The following is a 15,983-nucleotide window of genomic DNA, read 5'->3' as shown; positions in this document are numbered from 1 at the left end:
GGGGACGTCGTCGGTCCGTCGGTTCGGCGGCGGCGGGCGTCATCCATGCGTTCCTCTACAGACAAGGCGCGATGTATGACCTGGGCACCCTCGGCGGGGTCGCCAGCGTCGCCAGGAACCTCGAAGCCGGTAGGTCGTTCGTCGGTTACTCCACCACCTCCGGCGGGCACCCCCACGCGGCCCGTTGCAGGGTCGACGCAACCCCGAGAGTCGACGCCATCGGAACGACCCGCACCAGGCCTGCGTCGGGTTCCACCGGATGTGGAGCGGGCGGACGCCTCGGGTCGACGTTTGACAGGAGACGATGGGTCGGATCGACCTCGGTCCGGCCGACTCAGGTAGTCCGCCCGCAAAGGAGTGCGCGAGGTCATGCAAGATCAGGTCATCGCCGCGAAGCCGCCCAGGCGATTCCGCCGGCTCGTCCGCTGGATCGCCGTCCTCTCGATCATCTTCCTGCTCGCGCTCGCGTCGACGCCGACCGTGCTCAGCACCGCGCCCGCCCGCCGCCTGCTGGTGCAGGCGATCAACAAGCGGCTCCATCCCGGACGGATCGAGATCGGCGGGACGTCGCTCTCCTGGTCTCGCGGGCTCGTCCTGCGCGACGTCGCCCTGCGCGATCCGCAGGGCAAGACCGTGGCCGCCGCCGAGTCGGTCCGGACCGACCGAGGGCTCGTCGGATTGCTCACGGCCCGACCGGATTACGGCACGATCCGCGTCGACGGGGCGACCGTCGACGTCGAGCGTCGGGCCGACGGCTCCGTCGACGTGCTGGAAGCGATCCACGGCCTCATGGGCGGCGGCGGCGAGGGCGGCGCCCCGAAGGGGGCCGAGCCGGCTCCCGGTCCGGGCCTCGCCGCCACGGTGATCGTGAAAGGAGGCCGCCTGCGGATCGCGAGCCCCGAGCTGGCCGAAGCGATCTCCGCGGGCGCGTTCGAGGCCCAGGCGACGATCGTCCCGGGCAAGCCCGTGGACGTCGCGGCGAAGCTGGTCGAGGGCGGCCGTTCCCTCGAACTGCACGCCGGCTACGAAGCGACCTCGGCCGACCTGACCTTGAGCCTCCAGGGCGAGGACTGGCCCCTGGTCGTCCGCCAGGCGGGCGTCCGGGCCGAGGGGCGGCTCGTCGGCGGCTTCAAGGCCGAGCGCAAGGCGGGCCTCTGGTCGGCGAGCGGCGACGCGGCCCTGCGCGGGTTCGCCGCCGACGGGCCCGTCTTCGCGGGCGATCGGCTGGCGCTGGACGTCGTCACGACGGCCTGCGACGTCGAGCAGACGGCCTCGGGCTGGTCGATCCGCAAGCTCGGCCTGACCTGCCCGATCGGCGAGCTGACGGCGACGGGCGGCGTCCCGGCGACCGCCGGGTCACCCTCGCGGCTGACGGGGCACGTCGACCTGGCCGCGGCCTCGAAGCTGCTGCCCCGGGCGATCCCCCTGCGTCCGGGCCTGGTGATCGACCGGGGTCGCGCCCGGATCGAGGCCGTATTGAGCCAAAGCGAAGGCGTCGAGCGGCTCGTCGTCTCGACCGACGTGGCCGACCTTTCGGCCTCCGAGGGGGGACGGCCGTTGACGCTGCGGAAGCCCGCCTCGCTGTCGGCCGCCCTGGTCCGCACCGGGGGGGACGTCGTCGTCGAGTCGTTCGCCGTCAAGGCGGCGGGGGTCGACGCGACCGCGACGGGCGACCTCAAGCGCGGGGTGAAGCTGACGGGCGCGGTCGACCTCGCCGCGATCGAGGGGCAGGCCCGCGAGCTGATCGAGCTGGGCGCCGTGAGGCTCGCCGGCAAGGGGAGGGTGGCGGCGGACTATCGCCCCGACGGCGGCCTGTTCCGGGCGCGATTCGCGGCCGAGTTCGACGGCCTGCTCGTCGCGGGCCTCACCGCCGAGCCGATCGCACGCGACCGCGTCCGCGTCGACGGGGCCGCCGACGGCCCTCGCGGCGAGAACGGCCTGCCCACGGACTGGCGGGCCGCCCGCCTGGGCGTCTCGGCGGGCGCGACGAAGGCGAGCCTGCTCGCGAAGTCGACCGACGCCGGCGTCGCCTTCGAGCTGGACGGCTCGACCCCGATCACGAGCCCCGCCCCGGCCGTGGCCTCGGCGAAGGTCTCGCTGCGTCGCGTCGGCCGGGTGTACGTCCTCGACGCCGTTCGCGCGACCGCGACGCCCACCGACCCGACGGCCGGACCGGCCGCGATCGCCCTGGTCGCGAAGGGCGAACTCGACCTGGAGGCCGGCCGGCTGGTCCTGATTCCGGTCGGCCCCCAGCCATCGCCCGGGATCGCCGTCGGCCCCGAGGGCTGCATGCTGACCGGCCTCGGCAAGGCCGACGCGCCGATGGGCCTCGACGCCGTGCTCGTCGGCGACCTGGCGGCGCTCGATCGGGCCCTCGCCTACTGGACGGGGTCTCCCCTGCGGGGCCTCGGCGGGCCCTGGTCGGGCCGGGCCACCCTCGCCCGCCAGGGGGACGGCCGCCTCGACTTGAAGGGCTGGATCCACTCGCCCGCGCTCGTGGCGACCACGCCTCGGGGACCGACCACGCTGACCCTGGACGGGGCCTACGCGCCGGCCGGCGACCAGCTCGTCCTGACGAGTTTCGACCTGGCCACGACCTACGGCCGCCTCTCGGGCGGGGGGACGATCGCCGAGGTCGGCGCCCGGCGGCTGGCCGACGTCACGGCCGTCCTGGAGCCGCGATGGGAGACGCTCGACCCGATCGTGGCCGCGGCCGTCGAGCCTCGCGCCCAGGTCCGCGCGACCGTGAGGCCGTTCCACCTCAAGGGGTCGCTCGCGGGGGGCTCGACCTCCGAGATCCTGAAGGACCTGGACGGCGTGCTGGCGGTCGACCTCGCGTCGGCCCAGGCGTTCGGGATGGTGGTCGGCCCGGCCCCGGTGGTCTTGAGGCTGGGGGGCGGCAAGGCCGTGTTCGACCCGATCTCGACCACGCTCAACGGCGGCAAGCTCGAGGCCGGCGGCGACCTGCTCCTCGACGACCCCGCCGCGCTCTGGCTCCGCCTGGCGAAGGGGACCCGGATCGAGGGCGCGGCGATCAACCAGGCCGTCTCGGACGACGTGCTGGCGTACGTCGCCCCGGTGCTCGCCAGGGCCGGCGCCGTCTCGGGCGCGGTGTCGCTGACGATCGACGGGGCCTCGATCCCGCTGATCGGCGACGGGGGCCTGCGCGTCGACGGCCAGCTCGTCTTCCAGGACGTCGTCTTCCAGCCCGGCCCGCTCGCCGCCGAGCTGGTCGCCCTGACCGGCGAATCCGACCCGAAGCTGAAGCTGCAGCAGCCTGTGCAGCTCCAGATCGCCGACGGCCGCGTGAGGCAGAGCGGCCTGACGATCCCGCTGAACGCCGACACGGCGTTGAAGCTCGACGGGTCGGTCGGCTTCGACAAGACCCTGGCCATGCGGGCCGCGGTGCCCGTCACGGCCCGGATGCTCGGCGGCAACGCCGTGGCCGGGGAGTTCGTCCGCGGCACCGACGTCGCCGTCCCGATCGGCGGCACGATCGCGCACCCGACCATCGACCGCAACGGCCTGCGACTCGCCCTGAAGGACGCCGCCCGATCGATGGTCCGGCGGGGCGTCCAGGCCGAGGCCGGCCGCCTGCTCGACCGCGTCATCCCGCCCGCCGCGGCCGGCGGCAAGCCGGACAGCCCCGGCGGAGCGCTCGGCCGCGACGCCCTCAAGGCCCTCGAAGGCGTCGGCCGCGACCTCGCCCGGCCCAGGCGGCGCTGAGCCTCGCGGCCCGGGCGTCGCGACGTGGACGCCCGGGGCCGCGGACGCCTCACTTCAGCAGGTCGTACTTCACGACGCCGCCGCCCTTGTCCGTCTTGTCCTTGAGCTTCGCGCCCAGGGCCTTCATGTGGGGCGACTTGCCGTGGGCGTCGAGGGCTTCCTGGCCTTCCCACTGCTCGTAGAACATGAACAGGGTCGGGTCGGTCTTCGACTGGTGGAGGATGTAGTGCAGGCAGCCGGGCTCCTTCCGGGTCGGCTCGACCAGGGAGAGGAGGGCCTCCTTCACCGCGTCCTCCTGGCCCGGCTTGGCCTTCAAGGAGGCCGTGAGCGTCACGACGCCCTTCGGCGCCTCGGACTTCGCCTCGCCCTGCGCGGCCGCCTCGCCGTTCAGGACGACGAGCCCCATCATCGCGGCGGCGAATGCCAGCCGCGTGCGTCGGTCGATCCCCATGGTCTTGCTCCCCAGGCTTCGGTGTGGTCGTTCGAGTCTCGGAAGGGTCGAGCATAGGCCCGACCGAGGCGGCCCGCAAGTTCCCGGGGGCCGGCGCGACGGCCCCGCCCAGGGCCTTGTCCCGGCCGGATCGAGCGTGTATCACGGACCTCGAATCGAACCGCATCTCCAAAATCGGGGGCGCCATGTGCCAGTCGAAGTCTCATGGGCACGGTCAGGCTCACGGCCATCATCATCACGGCCACGATCATCATCACGGCCCCGAGTCGACGCGGCGCGAGGCCCTGCGGCGGATCGGGAAGGCGGGGCTCGTCCTGGCGGCGGCGGGATCGCCGTGGGGGTCGCCCGTCCGCGCGATCGCCGACGATCAGCACCCCGTCGGGGTCGGGCCGGCGTCCGACCGGCTGTTCGACCTGAAGCGGGTCGCCGAGGGCATCTACGCCGCGATCGCCCGGCCGACGGCCATGCTCAACTGCAACGCCGCGGTCGTCGTGAACAAGGATCACGTCCTGGTCGTCGACACCCATTCCAAGCCCTCGGCCGCGCGGGCTTTGATCCAGCAGATCCGCGCCGAGGTCACCGAGCTGCCGGTCCGCTACGTGGTCGACAGCCACCTCCACGGCGACCACGCGATGGGCAACGAGGCCTACCCCGAGGCCTTCGGCCCGAGCGTCGAGACGATCTCGTCGGTGAAGACCCGGGAGTGGCTGGAGAAGCTCGGGCTGCCGCGCCTCAGGGCGTCGCTCGAGCCGCTGCCCAGGCAGATCGCCGACTTCCGCGCCCGGCTCGAGGCCAGCACGGACGAGTCCCGGCGCGCCGTCTTGAAGGCGCAGATCGAGGGCCTGGAGGCGTACCTCAAGGAGATGACGCCGCCCCGGGTGACGCTCCCCACGATGACGTTCGAACGCCGGCTCGTCCTCCACCGCGGCGGCCGGGAGGTCCACCTGATGTTCCTCGGCCGCGCCCACACCGCCGGCGACGTCGTCGCCTACATCCCCTCGGAGCGGACGATCGCGACCGGCGACCTGATGCACGGGCTGCTCCCCTACATGGGCGACGGCTTCCCCGACGAGTGGCCCGCCACCCTGCGGGCGCTCGAAGCCCTCGACTTCGACCGGGTGATCCCCGGGCACGGGGCGGTCCAGGAGGGGAAGTCGGTCCTGGCCGAGTTCCGCGGCTACGTCGAGGAGGTGAACGAGAAGGTGGCCGACGGCGTCGAACGCGGCCGGCCCCTCGACGAGCTTCAAAAGTCCGTCACCCCCGGGACCCTTCGCTCGCTCGCCGACGCCGGGGCTCGCCGCCGGCTGGAGCGCGAGCTGGGGGCGCTCTTCACGCTGGAGAAGCCCGAGGACCAGGTCGTGGACGGCGTCGCCGGCAACGTGCGCGAGGTCTTCACCTACTACACCGAGCGCAAGGGCCAGGCCGAGTTACCGACCCGCTGACGGCCCGCCGCGATTGGCTTCCCTCTGGCTTCCTTCGTCGTCGCGACCAACGAAGCCATCGGTCGCAAGTTGAATGCTGCATTCGGCCTACATCCAGTTTTTCTCTCTTCTCACGGCGACTTGCGTTATCGTTTTTTCGCCCTGCTCCACAGCCCTGAATCTGTCCTCGCCGGCCGGGACGACGCGATGCGACGCGTCGATGCGCATCGGGCCGACGATAAGAATATGGGACCGATTCGGCGGTCTGTTGCGCGATGAGCGACGATTCCCGAAGGTCGTCTTCGTCGTCGAACGACGGCCTTCCCCCCCCTCGCGGGGGGGGGGAAGGTCGACCACCTTTGAAACAACGGTTTCCGGCTAATCCTGGCGCGTCTCTGGCTGGCAACGCCCCCCGTCACCGCCTGGACCTTTTACGTCATGGGTAATCGAAAGTCGCGGGAGCATCAGAAGCAGGCTCGGGACCGGGCCATGTGGGATCAGGCGCGAACGGCCTCTCGCGACTTCGTGGAGGACGTGCTCGTGCCGGGAATCGGCGTCCGCAGGCTCCAGGTCGTCTTGGTCCCTTCCTTCGAACAGGGCTTCGCCTGGGACGTCCGGGTCCTGGGCGTGACGTGGAGGCTCTTTCGCAGTGAGATTTCAAACGAGGACTACAGCGGACCGAAGCTTTCGGGGTACGAGGAACTGGACGCGAGCGGCGACATGTTGAGGGAGTACTTCGACAAGCTCCGGACCCTCACGTTGCCTATCGGGCCGCTGCTGAACGATATGGGTGGGCTCGACGGTACGGACTATCACCTGGCCCTCTTCGGCGATCTCCAATCCGAGGTCCGATTACGGTGGTGGACGGAGTCCCCGCCGCAGTGGTCCCCCCTGGTCGCGATCGCCGATGACATGATCGAGACGTTCCTACGCCTCCGGCCCAAGGACGATTGACCAGGAAACGCCCGGCCGCGCCCCCCCTCCCAGACCGTCTACAGCGCACCGACGTCCTCGTGATCGCCACCTGTGACGTGGGCTCTCCTCTTTGACCTTCAAGGACAGCCTCTGAAACCGAGGAGGGACCGAGGATGCCCTCGCTCACGGCGACGGACAGGCGATCACGGTCGGGCCGGTCGGTTCGGTGGAGGGGGCGGTCGGCTCCAGGGTCACCTTCAGGGCGGTCGGCGGGGCGGCCAGGTGGGGGCCCTCGCTGAGGAGCAGGTCGGCGCCGCCGGCGTCGGGGCGGACGTCGCCCAGCAGGTGCCAGCGGCCGTCGAACAGGGCCCAGGCTCGATGGATGCGGCCCGCCGGCGCAGGACGCATCCGGGAGATGGTCGTCACGGCCATCGCCACGCCCGGACGGGCCCGATACTGGCCGTGGGTCTCGGCGGGGGTCCCGGGTGCGGCCGTGAGGCGTCGGGGTGCGACGTCGCTGGACGTCACCAGGCGGAGGGCCGCCTCTTCCCGACGGATGTCCGCCTTCCACATCCCGTCGCGGACGAGGGCCGCCGCGATCAGGCCGACGACGAGGAGGCCCGCCGCCAGCAGCGGGGCGAGGCGCCCGCGGAGGCTTTGCAGGCCGGTGCGGATGCGGCCCTTGGCCGTCCCCAGGGGGAGGTCCAGGAAGTCGGCGATCTGCTGGTGGGTGAGGTCTTCGAGGAAGGCCAGGCTCAGCGCCTGGCGCTGGGGCGGCGGCAGGGCCTCGACGGCGGCGCGCACGATCTCGCGGCGGTGGTCGGCCCACGCCGCCTCCGCCGCGCCGGGGCCGGGCTCGGGCGCGCTCCCGACGTAATGGCCTTCGGGGTCGGCCTCGATCCGCGGCCGCCGGCCCCGACGTCGCAGCTCGTTGATCACGCGAAGGTGGGCGATCCCCAGGACCCAGGGGCGGAAGGCGCCCCGAGCCGGGTCGAACGTGACGGCCTTGCGCCCGACGGCGACGAAGACCTCCTGGACGATCTCCTCGGCCGAGGCGCGGCCCAGCGACCGGGCGGCGACGTCGAAGACCAGCGACGCGTAGCGGCCGTGGAGCGGCCCCAGGGCGTCGCGCGACCCCGCCGCGAGGCGCGCCATCAGCTCCTCGTCGCTGGGGCTGCGTTCGACCATCGTCCGATTGCTCGCGACCTGCCTCATCGTCGATCCCCGGCCCGAAGGGTCCAGTCTACCGGCTCACGTCCTCGCCGCGAATTCCCCCGGCGTGCGTCCCCCACCCGGCTTCGCGGCGGATCGAGCGCGTCGCGTAGCCGGGTGAATGGGGTCTCAGCCCAGCGGTGTATCGGTGATCGCCAGGGCGGCCCGGCCCTCGCGGTAGCTCACGCTCGTCACCCCCAGGAACGTGCGGAGCTTGCCTGCGGGGATGTTCTTCATGGGCCCCGGGGCCGGCGCGCTGCCGGGCGCGGGCTGCGGAAAGGCCGTCGAGCGTGCGGCGTGGAAGGTCACGTTGCCCTCGACCTTCTGGAGCGTCTGGTGGATGTGGCCGTTGAGGACGGTGACCGAGCCGAACCGCCTGAGGAGCCCGAGCACCTGCAGGCCGTCCTCGGTCCCCCATCCCCATTCGGGATACACCGACCAGAGGGGGACGTGGGCGAACACGACGATCGGCGTGCTGGCGGCGAGGCCCGCCACGTCGGCCTTGAGCCAGCCGAGCTGGTCGACGCCCAGCACCCCGAGCCCGCCGTCCGTCCCCTGGCTCGCGACGTTGACGAGCGCGACGAAGTGGACGCCTTCGTGGTCGAAGCTGTACCAGCCCTCGCCCCGCGTGCCCGCGCCGAAGCGTTTGCGCTACTCCGACCCGCCGTCGACCACGTCGTGCTCGCCGGGCACGTAGACGATCCGGCCGACCTTCGCCCCCTTGAGGATCTCGGAGACGGCGTCGAACTTCTTCGAGGTCGACAGGTGGGTGAGGTCGCCGGTGTGGATGAGGTAGTCGGGCTTCTCGGGCAGCGCGTTGACCCGCGCGACGGCCACTTCGAGCGTGGCGATCACGGTCTTCTTGTAAGGTTCCTTGCCGAAGCCGATGTGGCTGTCGCTGATCTGGACGAACGAGAACCCGCCGGCGGCCTGTCCGGCGGCCTGGCCGAAAACCCGCGACGAAGGCACGCCGCCGCCCACCGTCCACACGAGCCCCGTCCCCGCCCAGGCCATGCAGCGGAGAAACCCGCGACGGTCGACGCCGTCGCCGTCTCGATCCTGGTCACTGGAAGCGTCCATTCGATTCCCTCGTCGGAATCGGCCTCGGGCGCGAGGCGGTTCGGGCCCCTCGACCGGGGTCCGCGGAGGGCATCCCGACGCGACGGCCACTCCGTCGCCGCCGGCCCTCGACGACGCATACACCGGGCGGGTCGTCCTGGATCGGAGATCCCCCCCGAGGGGGGCGATTTCCTCGCGTCGGAGGCGAAAAATGAGATGTTGTTTGGATCCACAAGTTGAACCCCGCAAGATTGATCCCTATTGTGAAGAACATGTCGCCGACTCCAGGACACGTCCCCGGACTCGTCGCCCGCGCCGCGGCGGGCGACAGGGCCGCCGTGGTCGAGCTGCTCGATCGTCACCGTCCCCGGCTCCGCCGGATGGTGGCCTTGCGGCTGGACCCCCGGCTCCGGGGGCTCGTCGACCCCTCGGACGTGGTCCGGCAGGGCTGCCAGGACGCGACGCGACGGCTCGGGGAGTTCGCCCGCGATCCGTCCGTGCCGTTCTACATCTGGCTCCGCTCGCTGGTCGGCCGGCGGGTCCAGGAGCAGCACCGACGGCACCTCGACACGCCCGGCCGGGACGTCGGCCGCGAGGTGTCGATCTATCGGGGCGCCATGCCCGGCGTCGGCACCGGCGCCCTGGCCGCCCGGCTCCTGGGCCAGTCGACCGGCCCCGCCGGCGAGGCGATGCGGGCCGAGCGGAAGCTGCGGCTCCAGGACGCGCTCAACCGCATGGACCCGCTCGACCGCGAGATCCTGGTCCTCCGCCACTACGAGCAGATGGCCAACGACGAGGCCGCCGCCGCCCTGGGGCTGACCGTCGCGGCGGCGAGCCGGCGCTACACCACCGCCCTGGAGCGGCTCGAGGAGATCCTCGAAGCCTTGCCCGGCGACACCTCGGGGGCCGCACCATGAGCGAGCCGCACCTCGACCGCGACCCCTTCGAGGCGGTCGCCGAATCGTTCCTGGCCCGGTTCCGGGCCGGGGAGCGTCCCACCGTCGCCGAGTACGCCGCCCGCCACCCCGAGCTGGCCGACCAGATCCGCCGGCTGCTGCCGGCGATGCTGGTGGTCGAGCAGGAACTCGCGGTCGACGTCGACGCGGAGCCCGACGCCCCGGATGCGATCGAGGGCCCGGCGCGACGGCTGGGCGACTACCAGATCCTCCGCGAGATCGGCCGGGGCGGCATGGGGGTGGTGTACGAGGCCGAGCAGGTCAGCCTGGGCCGCCGCGTGGCGCTCAAGGTCCTGCCGGTCCACGCGGTGGGCGACCGCACGGCCCTGGAGCGGTTCCGCCGCGAGGCGAAGTCCGCGGCCCGGCTGCACCACACCAACATCGTGCCGGTCTTCGAAGTGGGACGCGAGCGCGACCTCGCCTTCTACGCCATGCAGCTCATCCAGGGCCAGGGGCTCGACCAGGTCCTCGACGAGCTGCGCCGGCTGCGCGCATCGAGCCCCGTTGAGCATCCGGCGAGCCGTCCGGGTCCGGGCGACCCCCCGGCGACCGAGGACCCCGACGAGACGGCGGCCCTGCGACGCCGCGACCTGGGCCGGATGGCCGAATCGCTCATGAGCGGACGGTTCCTGGCCAGGGACCTCGCGACCACGAACGCCCCCCCGAACGCCGAGTCCGGCGGCGACCGCACCCGGGCGTTCGAGCCCGACGCGACCCGGGGGGACCCGACGTCCCCGGTCGCGGACGGCCCCGACGGGCCCGCCCGGGATTCCACCGAGGCGGCCGACCTCGACGCGACCGCGGGCCGGGAGTTCGTCCTCGCGGCGGCGGACGAGGGGCCCGCCGGGCGGCCGCCCGACCTCTCGAACTCGGCGGCGCTGCCCGGCGGCGCGCACGTCTCGGAGCTGAGCACCACGGGCCGCCGCCAGCCCTACTTCCGGAGCGTGGCCCAGATCGGCCGCCAGGCCGCGCAAGGGCTGGCCCACGCGCACGCCCGGGGGATCGTCCACCGCGACATCAAGCCTTCGAACCTGCTGCTCGACGCCGACGGCGTCGTCTGGATCACCGACTTCGGCCTGGCCAAGTCCGACGACGACGGCCTGACGGCCACCGGCGACATCATCGGGACGCTCCGCTACATGGCTCCGGAGCGGTTCCGGGGCGAGGGCGACGCCCGCGCCGACGTCTACGCCCTGGGCCTGACCCTCTACGAGCTGCTGACGCTCCGCCCGGCCTACGACGCGACCGACCGCATGAAGCTGATCGAACAGGTCAAGGCGATGGACCCGCCGAGGCCCCGATCGATCGACGGCCGCATCCCCCGCGACCTGGAGACGATCGTCCTCAAGGCGGTCGAGAAGGAGGCCGGCTCGCGCTACGCGACGGCCGACGCGATGGCCGAGGACCTGCGCCGGTTCCTCGCCGACGAGCCGATCCTGGCCCGACAGGTCGGCACCTCGGAACGTTACTGGCGCTGGGCCCGGCGCAACCCGACGATCGCGATTTTGGGGGGCGTGCTGACGGCCCTGCTGATCGCGTCGACCGTCGGCTCGCTGCTGGCGGCGTCGTACTTCCGGGATTCGGCCCTCCGCGAGTCGTCCCTCGCCAGCCGCGAGAAGTTCGCCAACAACCGGTCGCAGCGCGATCGGAACGAGGCGATCGAAGCCCGTCGCGAGGCGATCGAGGAGCGCGACCGGTCGCGTCGGCTCTCGGCGGGCCTGGCGCTCGACAAGGCGGTCGCCCTGGGGGAGCAGGGCCGGGCCGATCACGCCCTGCACTGGATGCTCGAAGCCCTGCGGACCGCCCCCGACGACGCGGAGGGCTTCCGGAAGGCCGTCCGCTGGAACCTGGGCGCCTGGATCGGGCAGGTCCATCGGCCGCTCCGGATCGGCGAAGGCGGCCCCCCCTCGACCCACATCGGCTTCAGCCCCGACGGCGCGACCTACGCCTCGGGCTTCTGCCCGCGCGATCGCGCACGCGCGACGCCGATCGTGCTCTGGGACACGGCCTCGGGGGCCAGGCTGAAGACGCTCGAAGGCGCGTTCGCCCCGTTCGCCTTCCGGCCGGACGGCAAGGTCCTCTTCGCGGCCGCGGAGCCGCGCGGGGTCACGGCGATCGACCTGGCGACGCAGCGGCCGCTCTGGACGATCGTCGACCAGGCCGGGGCGTTGCCGTTCGCCATGCGGGCGAGCCTCGACGGTTCCACGGTGACGGCCATTCGAAACGCCGAGAACGGCGACGTGCACTGGTTGCTCCGCCTGGATGCGGCCACCGGCCGGGCGCTCGGGGGGCCCCTGGAATGGCCGGGACTCGCCGCCGTGTCGCCGGACGCGGAGACGGGGGCGATCCTCCGCATGGAGGCGGGCCGGGTGCACGTCGACCTTCGCGAGGTCCCCTCGGGCCGGCGGCTCGCCTCGTGGGCCACGGACGGCAAGGCCCTCCTGGAGACCAACGTCAGCATGCAGTTCAGTCCCGACGGCGAATCCCTGTTCGGGTCCGTCGCCGGGGGAGGGATGCTCTATCAGGAGGACAACCACCTCGCGCGCATCTGGGAATCGGGCCGAGGCCGGCCCGTCGGCCCGATCATGGCCAGGACGAGGTACTCGATCTACACCCCCGCCGCCGATCGCATCCTGACGCACACGGACGACTCCTGGCTCCAGCGCCGGGCCGCCGACGGCCGGGCCCTGGGCGCATCCGGATTATCCTCCACGGCGGGGTTCGGAGCCGAGACGCATCCGGACGGGCTGACGGCCGTCGACGTCGTGCCCGACGGCTCCATCCGGCTGTGGCGGATCTCCCCGGAGGCGGAGGCCGTCGCGGGCGCTCGAACCGGCGGCCGGGAGGAGCCGGAGGGGTCGCGACCCGACCGTGTGCAGCAGACCGTCAGCTTCCTTGCGAACGGGTTCGCGTCCGACGGGCGGATCGCGATCACCAGGCTGAGGGACGCGTCGGGTCGCGAACGGACCCGGGTCGACGAACTCGCGACCGGCCGTCCGCTCGGCTCGCCGGCACCGCACAACCCCGGCTGGGTCGTCCGCGGGCTGGCGCTCAGCCCCGACGGCCGGTCCTACGCGACCGGGAGCAATCCCGACGGGCGGACGGCGGGCGAGGTGCGGGTCTGGGACGCGGCCGCCGGACGCCTGCGGTTCCCGCCGAGGCTCCACACCAACTACGTGGTGGCCCTGGCCTACCGGCCCGACGGCGAGGTGGTGGCCGCGGGCGACTTCAACGGCCTGGTGCGGTTCTGGGACGCGTCCGCCGGCGAGGAGGTCGGCCGCCCGCTGCCGCAGGGCGAGATCGTGCTCAGCCTGGCGTACAGCCCCGACGGCGCGACGCTCGCCGTCGGCCTGTCCAACGACCACACGGGCGAGCCCGGCGTCAAGCTCTGGAACGTCGCGACGCGCGAATCCAGGGCCGATCTCCTGCCCGCCACCGAACCCGTGAGCCGGCTCGAATTCGGTCCTGACGGCCGGGCCTTGCTCGCGACCCATGCCCATTACGCCCAGTTATGGGACGCGATCCAGGGGCGCGCGGTCGGCGGACCGATGCTGGACGAGACGTCCGGCGGCTTCCGGCCCGACGGCCGCGCCTTCCTCACCCTCGGGAAGGACGGGACCGTCAAGCTCCGCGACGCGACGACCGCCGCCGTGACGGCGAGGTTCGCCGCCACGCATTCGCCGGCCGCCTGCGCCGCGTTCCGGGGCGACGGCGGCCTGATCGCGGCGGGGTTCCAGGACGGGTCGGTCCGCCTGTTCGACCCGACCACGCTGCAGCCGATCGGGCCCCCGCGGTTCCTGGAACACCCCACGAACAAGGTGGTCTTCACGCCCGACGGCGAATCGGTCGCCGCCATCGACACGGCCGGCGACTTCACGACGTGGCCGGTCCCGCGGCCGATCGCGGACGGCGGCCCGGACGAGCTGAGGCTCCGCATCGAGGCCCGCACCGGCCTGAAGATGGAAGCCGACCGCACGATCTCGCGGCTCGACAACCCCGCCTGGCGGGGGCGGCTCGAACAGCTCCGCCGGCTCGACCCCGCCGCGCTGCGACTCGACGTCGACCCCTCCTGGCACGAGCCGATGGCCCGCGAGGCCGAGCGGGACGGCCACGCCTTCGCGGCGATCTGGCACCTCGACCGCCTGATCGCCGCCCGCCCGGCGGACTGGACCCTGTACGCTCGCCGGGCCCGCGCGCGATCGACGGCCGACCAGTTCGAGGCGGCCGCGGCCGACTACGAGCTGGCCGAGCGCCGCGGATCGCGGGACGAGGTCCTCGATTTCCGGGCCCACGCCGCGCTCGACTGCACGAGCGCCGGCCGCTGGGCCGAGGCGCTCTGGCATCTCGACCGCCTGATCGCCGCCCGGCCCGGCGACGCCTCCCTGCACCTGGACCGCGCCGCGGTCTACGGCAAGTTGGGCCGCGAGGCCGACCGCCGGGCCGAGACGGCCCGCGTCTTCGAGCTGGGCGCCGAGGCCGAGCTGGTCGTCCCCCGCGCCGAGGAACTCGGCCGCGCCGGCCGCTGGGCCGAGGCCGCGGGCCTCCTGGCGCGCTGCGGCCGGACGAACCCTCTCAGCCCGGCCCTGGCCCAGGCCTGGGGCGTCGCCTGCCTGAAGGCGGGCGACCGGGCCGGCTACCGCGAGGCGTGCGCGGCGGTCCTCGCCGATCAGGGACCGGACCCGGCCGTCATATGGGCCGCCCTGCCCGCCGCGTCGCTCTTCGCCCTGGGCCCCGACGGGCCGGGCGACTTCCAGACGCCGATCCGCTGGTTCGAGAAGCGTCTGGCGGTCAAGCCCGAGCCGAGCCCCATCCTGAAGCAGGTCTTCTCGAACGCCCTGGGGGGGCTCCTGCTCCGCGCCGGGCGGCTCGATGAGGCCGTCGCGCGCGTCGAGGCGGGCGTCGCCGTCAGGGCCCTCGAGATCCCCACCGACTGGGCGTACCTGGCCCTGGCCCACGCCCGCCAGGGGGACCTCGACGCGGCCGTCCGCAGCTTCGAGCGACTGTGCGCGGCGGGCGCGGATCCGTCGCTCACCTTCTGGGACCTCCAGGAACTCGCGATCCTCCGAGGCGAGGCCGAGACGCCGCTGCGGGACGCCCTCTTCCCCGCGGCCCCTTTCGGCCCGCCCTGATCCCGAGGGCCCGCGACGGCCGGGCGAGAATCACCTCGTGATCACTCGACGACGACCGGCACGAGGGCGCGGAGCTTGCGGTCGCGCAGATACAGCCCGAGCCACGCGACGACGCCGACGACGACCGGCACGAAGAACATCCCGTCGTTGGCGTGGACGTGCGTCGCCACCGCCCCGCCGAGGTAGGCGAGCATGAGGAGTCCGCCCAGGTAGCGGGTCTTCGGGACGAGGTAGAGGACGAACAGCGCCAGCTCGATGATCCCGAGCGGCAGCCCGGAGGCGGCGGGGTAGGTCTTGGACCACTCCTCGATGAAGCCTTTGGGCTGGGCGATCTTGAAGAAGGCGCTGGGCAGGAACACGAGGGCGAGGACGCCCGACAACGCCCAACCGGTCGCCCGCTGCCATTTGGGGATCGTATCCGTCGTCATCATGGATTGCACCTGGTAGGTCCGTGTCGAAATTGGCCGTGGTATCGCATGATCCCGGCCGTGACGTGAGGAATCGGAGTCGGAGATCCTCCCGGTCAACCCTCGCCTCGGCGAGCGGCCTCGATCGCCGCGATGTCGATCTTCCCCATGGTCATCATCGCTTCCATCGCCCGCTTCGCGGCGGCCCGATCCGGGTCGGCCACGGCTTCGAGCAGCACGCGCGGGGTGATCTGCCAGGAGAAGCCCCAGCGATCCTTGCACCAGCCGCAGGCGCTCTCCTCGCCGCCGCCGACGAGGGCGTCCCAGTAACGGTCGGTCGCCTCCTGGTCCTCCGTGAGGACCATGAAGCTGACCGCCTCGTTCGGCTTGAAATTCGGCCCGCCGTTCAGGCCGATGTAAGCCTGGCCCAGGACGGTGAACTCGACGACGAGTTCCTCGCCCTCCTTCACGGACGGATTGTCCACGGCGGAGGCGAGAGCTTCCCCGACGTGGCTGTCGGGGAACACGCTCGCGTAGAATTCGGCCGCCACGCGGGCCTGGCCGTGATCGAACCACAGGCAGGTGATCATCTTGCTCATGTTCGCTCTCCTCCACATCCGCCCCGAAGAATTCCCAGCTTCGGGGATTGGAACGATTTATCGGCAGGAAGTCAACATGCGTACAGTCAAAACGGAAGATCGGGGCCA

General features: G+C 72.5%; 9 protein-coding genes and 2 pseudogenes. 6 read left to right on the top strand and 5 right to left on the bottom strand.

The genetic code is table 11. The features are described 5' to 3' along the window. Positions 1-35: 35 nt before the first annotated feature. Both PZE19_RS32840 and PZE19_RS01235 read left to right on the top strand, forming a co-directional pair. Positions 36-92: pseudogene (locus PZE19_RS32840) on the top strand (hypothetical protein); the annotation flags it as partial. A gap of 277 nt (positions 93-369) precedes the next feature. Next, positions 370-3,726, top strand: coding sequence for an AsmA family protein (locus PZE19_RS01235; protein ID WP_277858763.1), 3,357 nt, complete (start codon positions 370-372; stop codon positions 3,724-3,726). A gap of 49 nt (positions 3,727-3,775) precedes the next feature. Here PZE19_RS01235 and PZE19_RS01230 read toward each other — a convergent pair whose 3' ends face one another. After that, on the bottom strand, positions 3,776-4,177 hold the full coding sequence (locus PZE19_RS01230; protein WP_277858762.1) for a putative quinol monooxygenase: 402 nt from the start codon (positions 4,175-4,177) through the stop codon (positions 3,776-3,778). 185 nt (positions 4,178-4,362) lie between these two features. Between PZE19_RS01230 and PZE19_RS01225 the strand changes: the two genes are divergently transcribed. After that, positions 4,363-5,619, top strand: a complete 1,257-nt coding sequence (locus tag PZE19_RS01225) for an MBL fold metallo-hydrolase (protein ID WP_277858761.1) — start codon at positions 4,363-4,365, stop codon at positions 5,617-5,619. A 417-nt stretch (positions 5,620-6,036) separates the two neighbouring features. After that, entirely contained in the window at positions 6,037-6,552 is a 516-nt protein-coding gene (locus PZE19_RS01220; protein WP_277858760.1) for a hypothetical protein, read from the top strand. A 144-nt stretch (positions 6,553-6,696) separates the two neighbouring features. Here the strand turns inward: PZE19_RS01220 and PZE19_RS01215 are convergent, their stop codons facing one another. Both PZE19_RS01215 and PZE19_RS32835 read right to left on the bottom strand, forming a co-directional pair. After that, the gene (locus PZE19_RS01215; RefSeq protein ID WP_277858759.1) at positions 6,697-7,728 is read right to left on the bottom strand and encodes an RNA polymerase sigma factor; all 1,032 of its coding nucleotides are present in this window, start codon (positions 7,726-7,728) and stop codon (positions 6,697-6,699) included. 126 nt (positions 7,729-7,854) lie between these two features. Beyond that, positions 7,855-8,805, bottom strand: a pseudogene (locus PZE19_RS32835) (metallophosphoesterase family protein). 215 nt (positions 8,806-9,020) lie between these two features. Between PZE19_RS32835 and PZE19_RS01200 the strand changes: the two are divergent. Together PZE19_RS01200 and PZE19_RS01195 are read left to right on the top strand one after the other, a co-directional pair. Next, positions 9,021-9,701 (top strand): sigma-70 family RNA polymerase sigma factor, encoded by a 681-nt coding sequence (locus PZE19_RS01200; RefSeq protein ID WP_277858756.1) that lies wholly within the window; start codon positions 9,021-9,023, stop codon positions 9,699-9,701. Then, positions 9,698-14,869: a serine/threonine-protein kinase gene (locus PZE19_RS01195; protein ID WP_277858755.1), complete on the top strand. Its 5,172-nt coding sequence runs from the start codon at positions 9,698-9,700 to the stop codon at positions 14,867-14,869. The genes PZE19_RS01200 and PZE19_RS01195 overlap by 4 nt, the downstream gene beginning before the upstream one ends. Positions 14,870-14,910: 41 nt before the next feature. Here PZE19_RS01195 and PZE19_RS01190 read toward each other — a convergent pair whose 3' ends face one another. Both PZE19_RS01190 and PZE19_RS01185 read right to left on the bottom strand, forming a co-directional pair. After that, positions 14,911-15,300 (bottom strand): DoxX family protein, encoded by a 390-nt coding sequence (locus PZE19_RS01190; RefSeq protein WP_277858754.1) that lies wholly within the window; start codon positions 15,298-15,300, stop codon positions 14,911-14,913. Positions 15,301-15,392: 92 nt separating this feature from the next. Then, positions 15,393-15,875, bottom strand: coding sequence for a VOC family protein (locus PZE19_RS01185; RefSeq protein ID WP_277858753.1), 483 nt, complete (start codon positions 15,873-15,875; stop codon positions 15,393-15,395). Positions 15,876-15,983: the final 108 nt, after the last annotated feature.

The sequence above is a fragment of the Paludisphaera mucosa genome, from assembly GCF_029589435.1.
Lineage (GTDB): Bacteria > Planctomycetota > Planctomycetia > Isosphaerales > Isosphaeraceae > Paludisphaera > Paludisphaera mucosa.
Note: the sequence above shows the minus strand (reverse complement) of the source record. Positions and strands in the feature narration are given on the sequence as shown.

Coding starts and splice junctions, on each gene's coding strand:
- PZE19_RS01235 (WP_277858763.1), top strand. CDS start 370: ATGCAAGATCAGGTCATCGCCGCGAAGCCGCCCAGGCGATTCCGCCGG.
- PZE19_RS01230 (WP_277858762.1), bottom strand. CDS start 4,177: ATGGGGATCGACCGACGCACGCGGCTGGCATTCGCCGCCGCGATGATG.
- PZE19_RS01225 (WP_277858761.1), top strand. CDS start 4,363: ATGTGCCAGTCGAAGTCTCATGGGCACGGTCAGGCTCACGGCCATCAT.
- PZE19_RS01220 (WP_277858760.1), top strand. CDS start 6,037: ATGGGTAATCGAAAGTCGCGGGAGCATCAGAAGCAGGCTCGGGACCGG.
- PZE19_RS01215 (WP_277858759.1), bottom strand. CDS start 7,728: ATGAGGCAGGTCGCGAGCAATCGGACGATGGTCGAACGCAGCCCCAGC.
- PZE19_RS01195 (WP_277858755.1), top strand. CDS start 9,698: ATGAGCGAGCCGCACCTCGACCGCGACCCCTTCGAGGCGGTCGCCGAA.
- PZE19_RS01190 (WP_277858754.1), bottom strand. CDS start 15,300: ATGATGACGACGGATACGATCCCCAAATGGCAGCGGGCGACCGGTTGG.
- PZE19_RS01185 (WP_277858753.1), bottom strand. CDS start 15,875: ATGAGCAAGATGATCACCTGCCTGTGGTTCGATCACGGCCAGGCCCGC.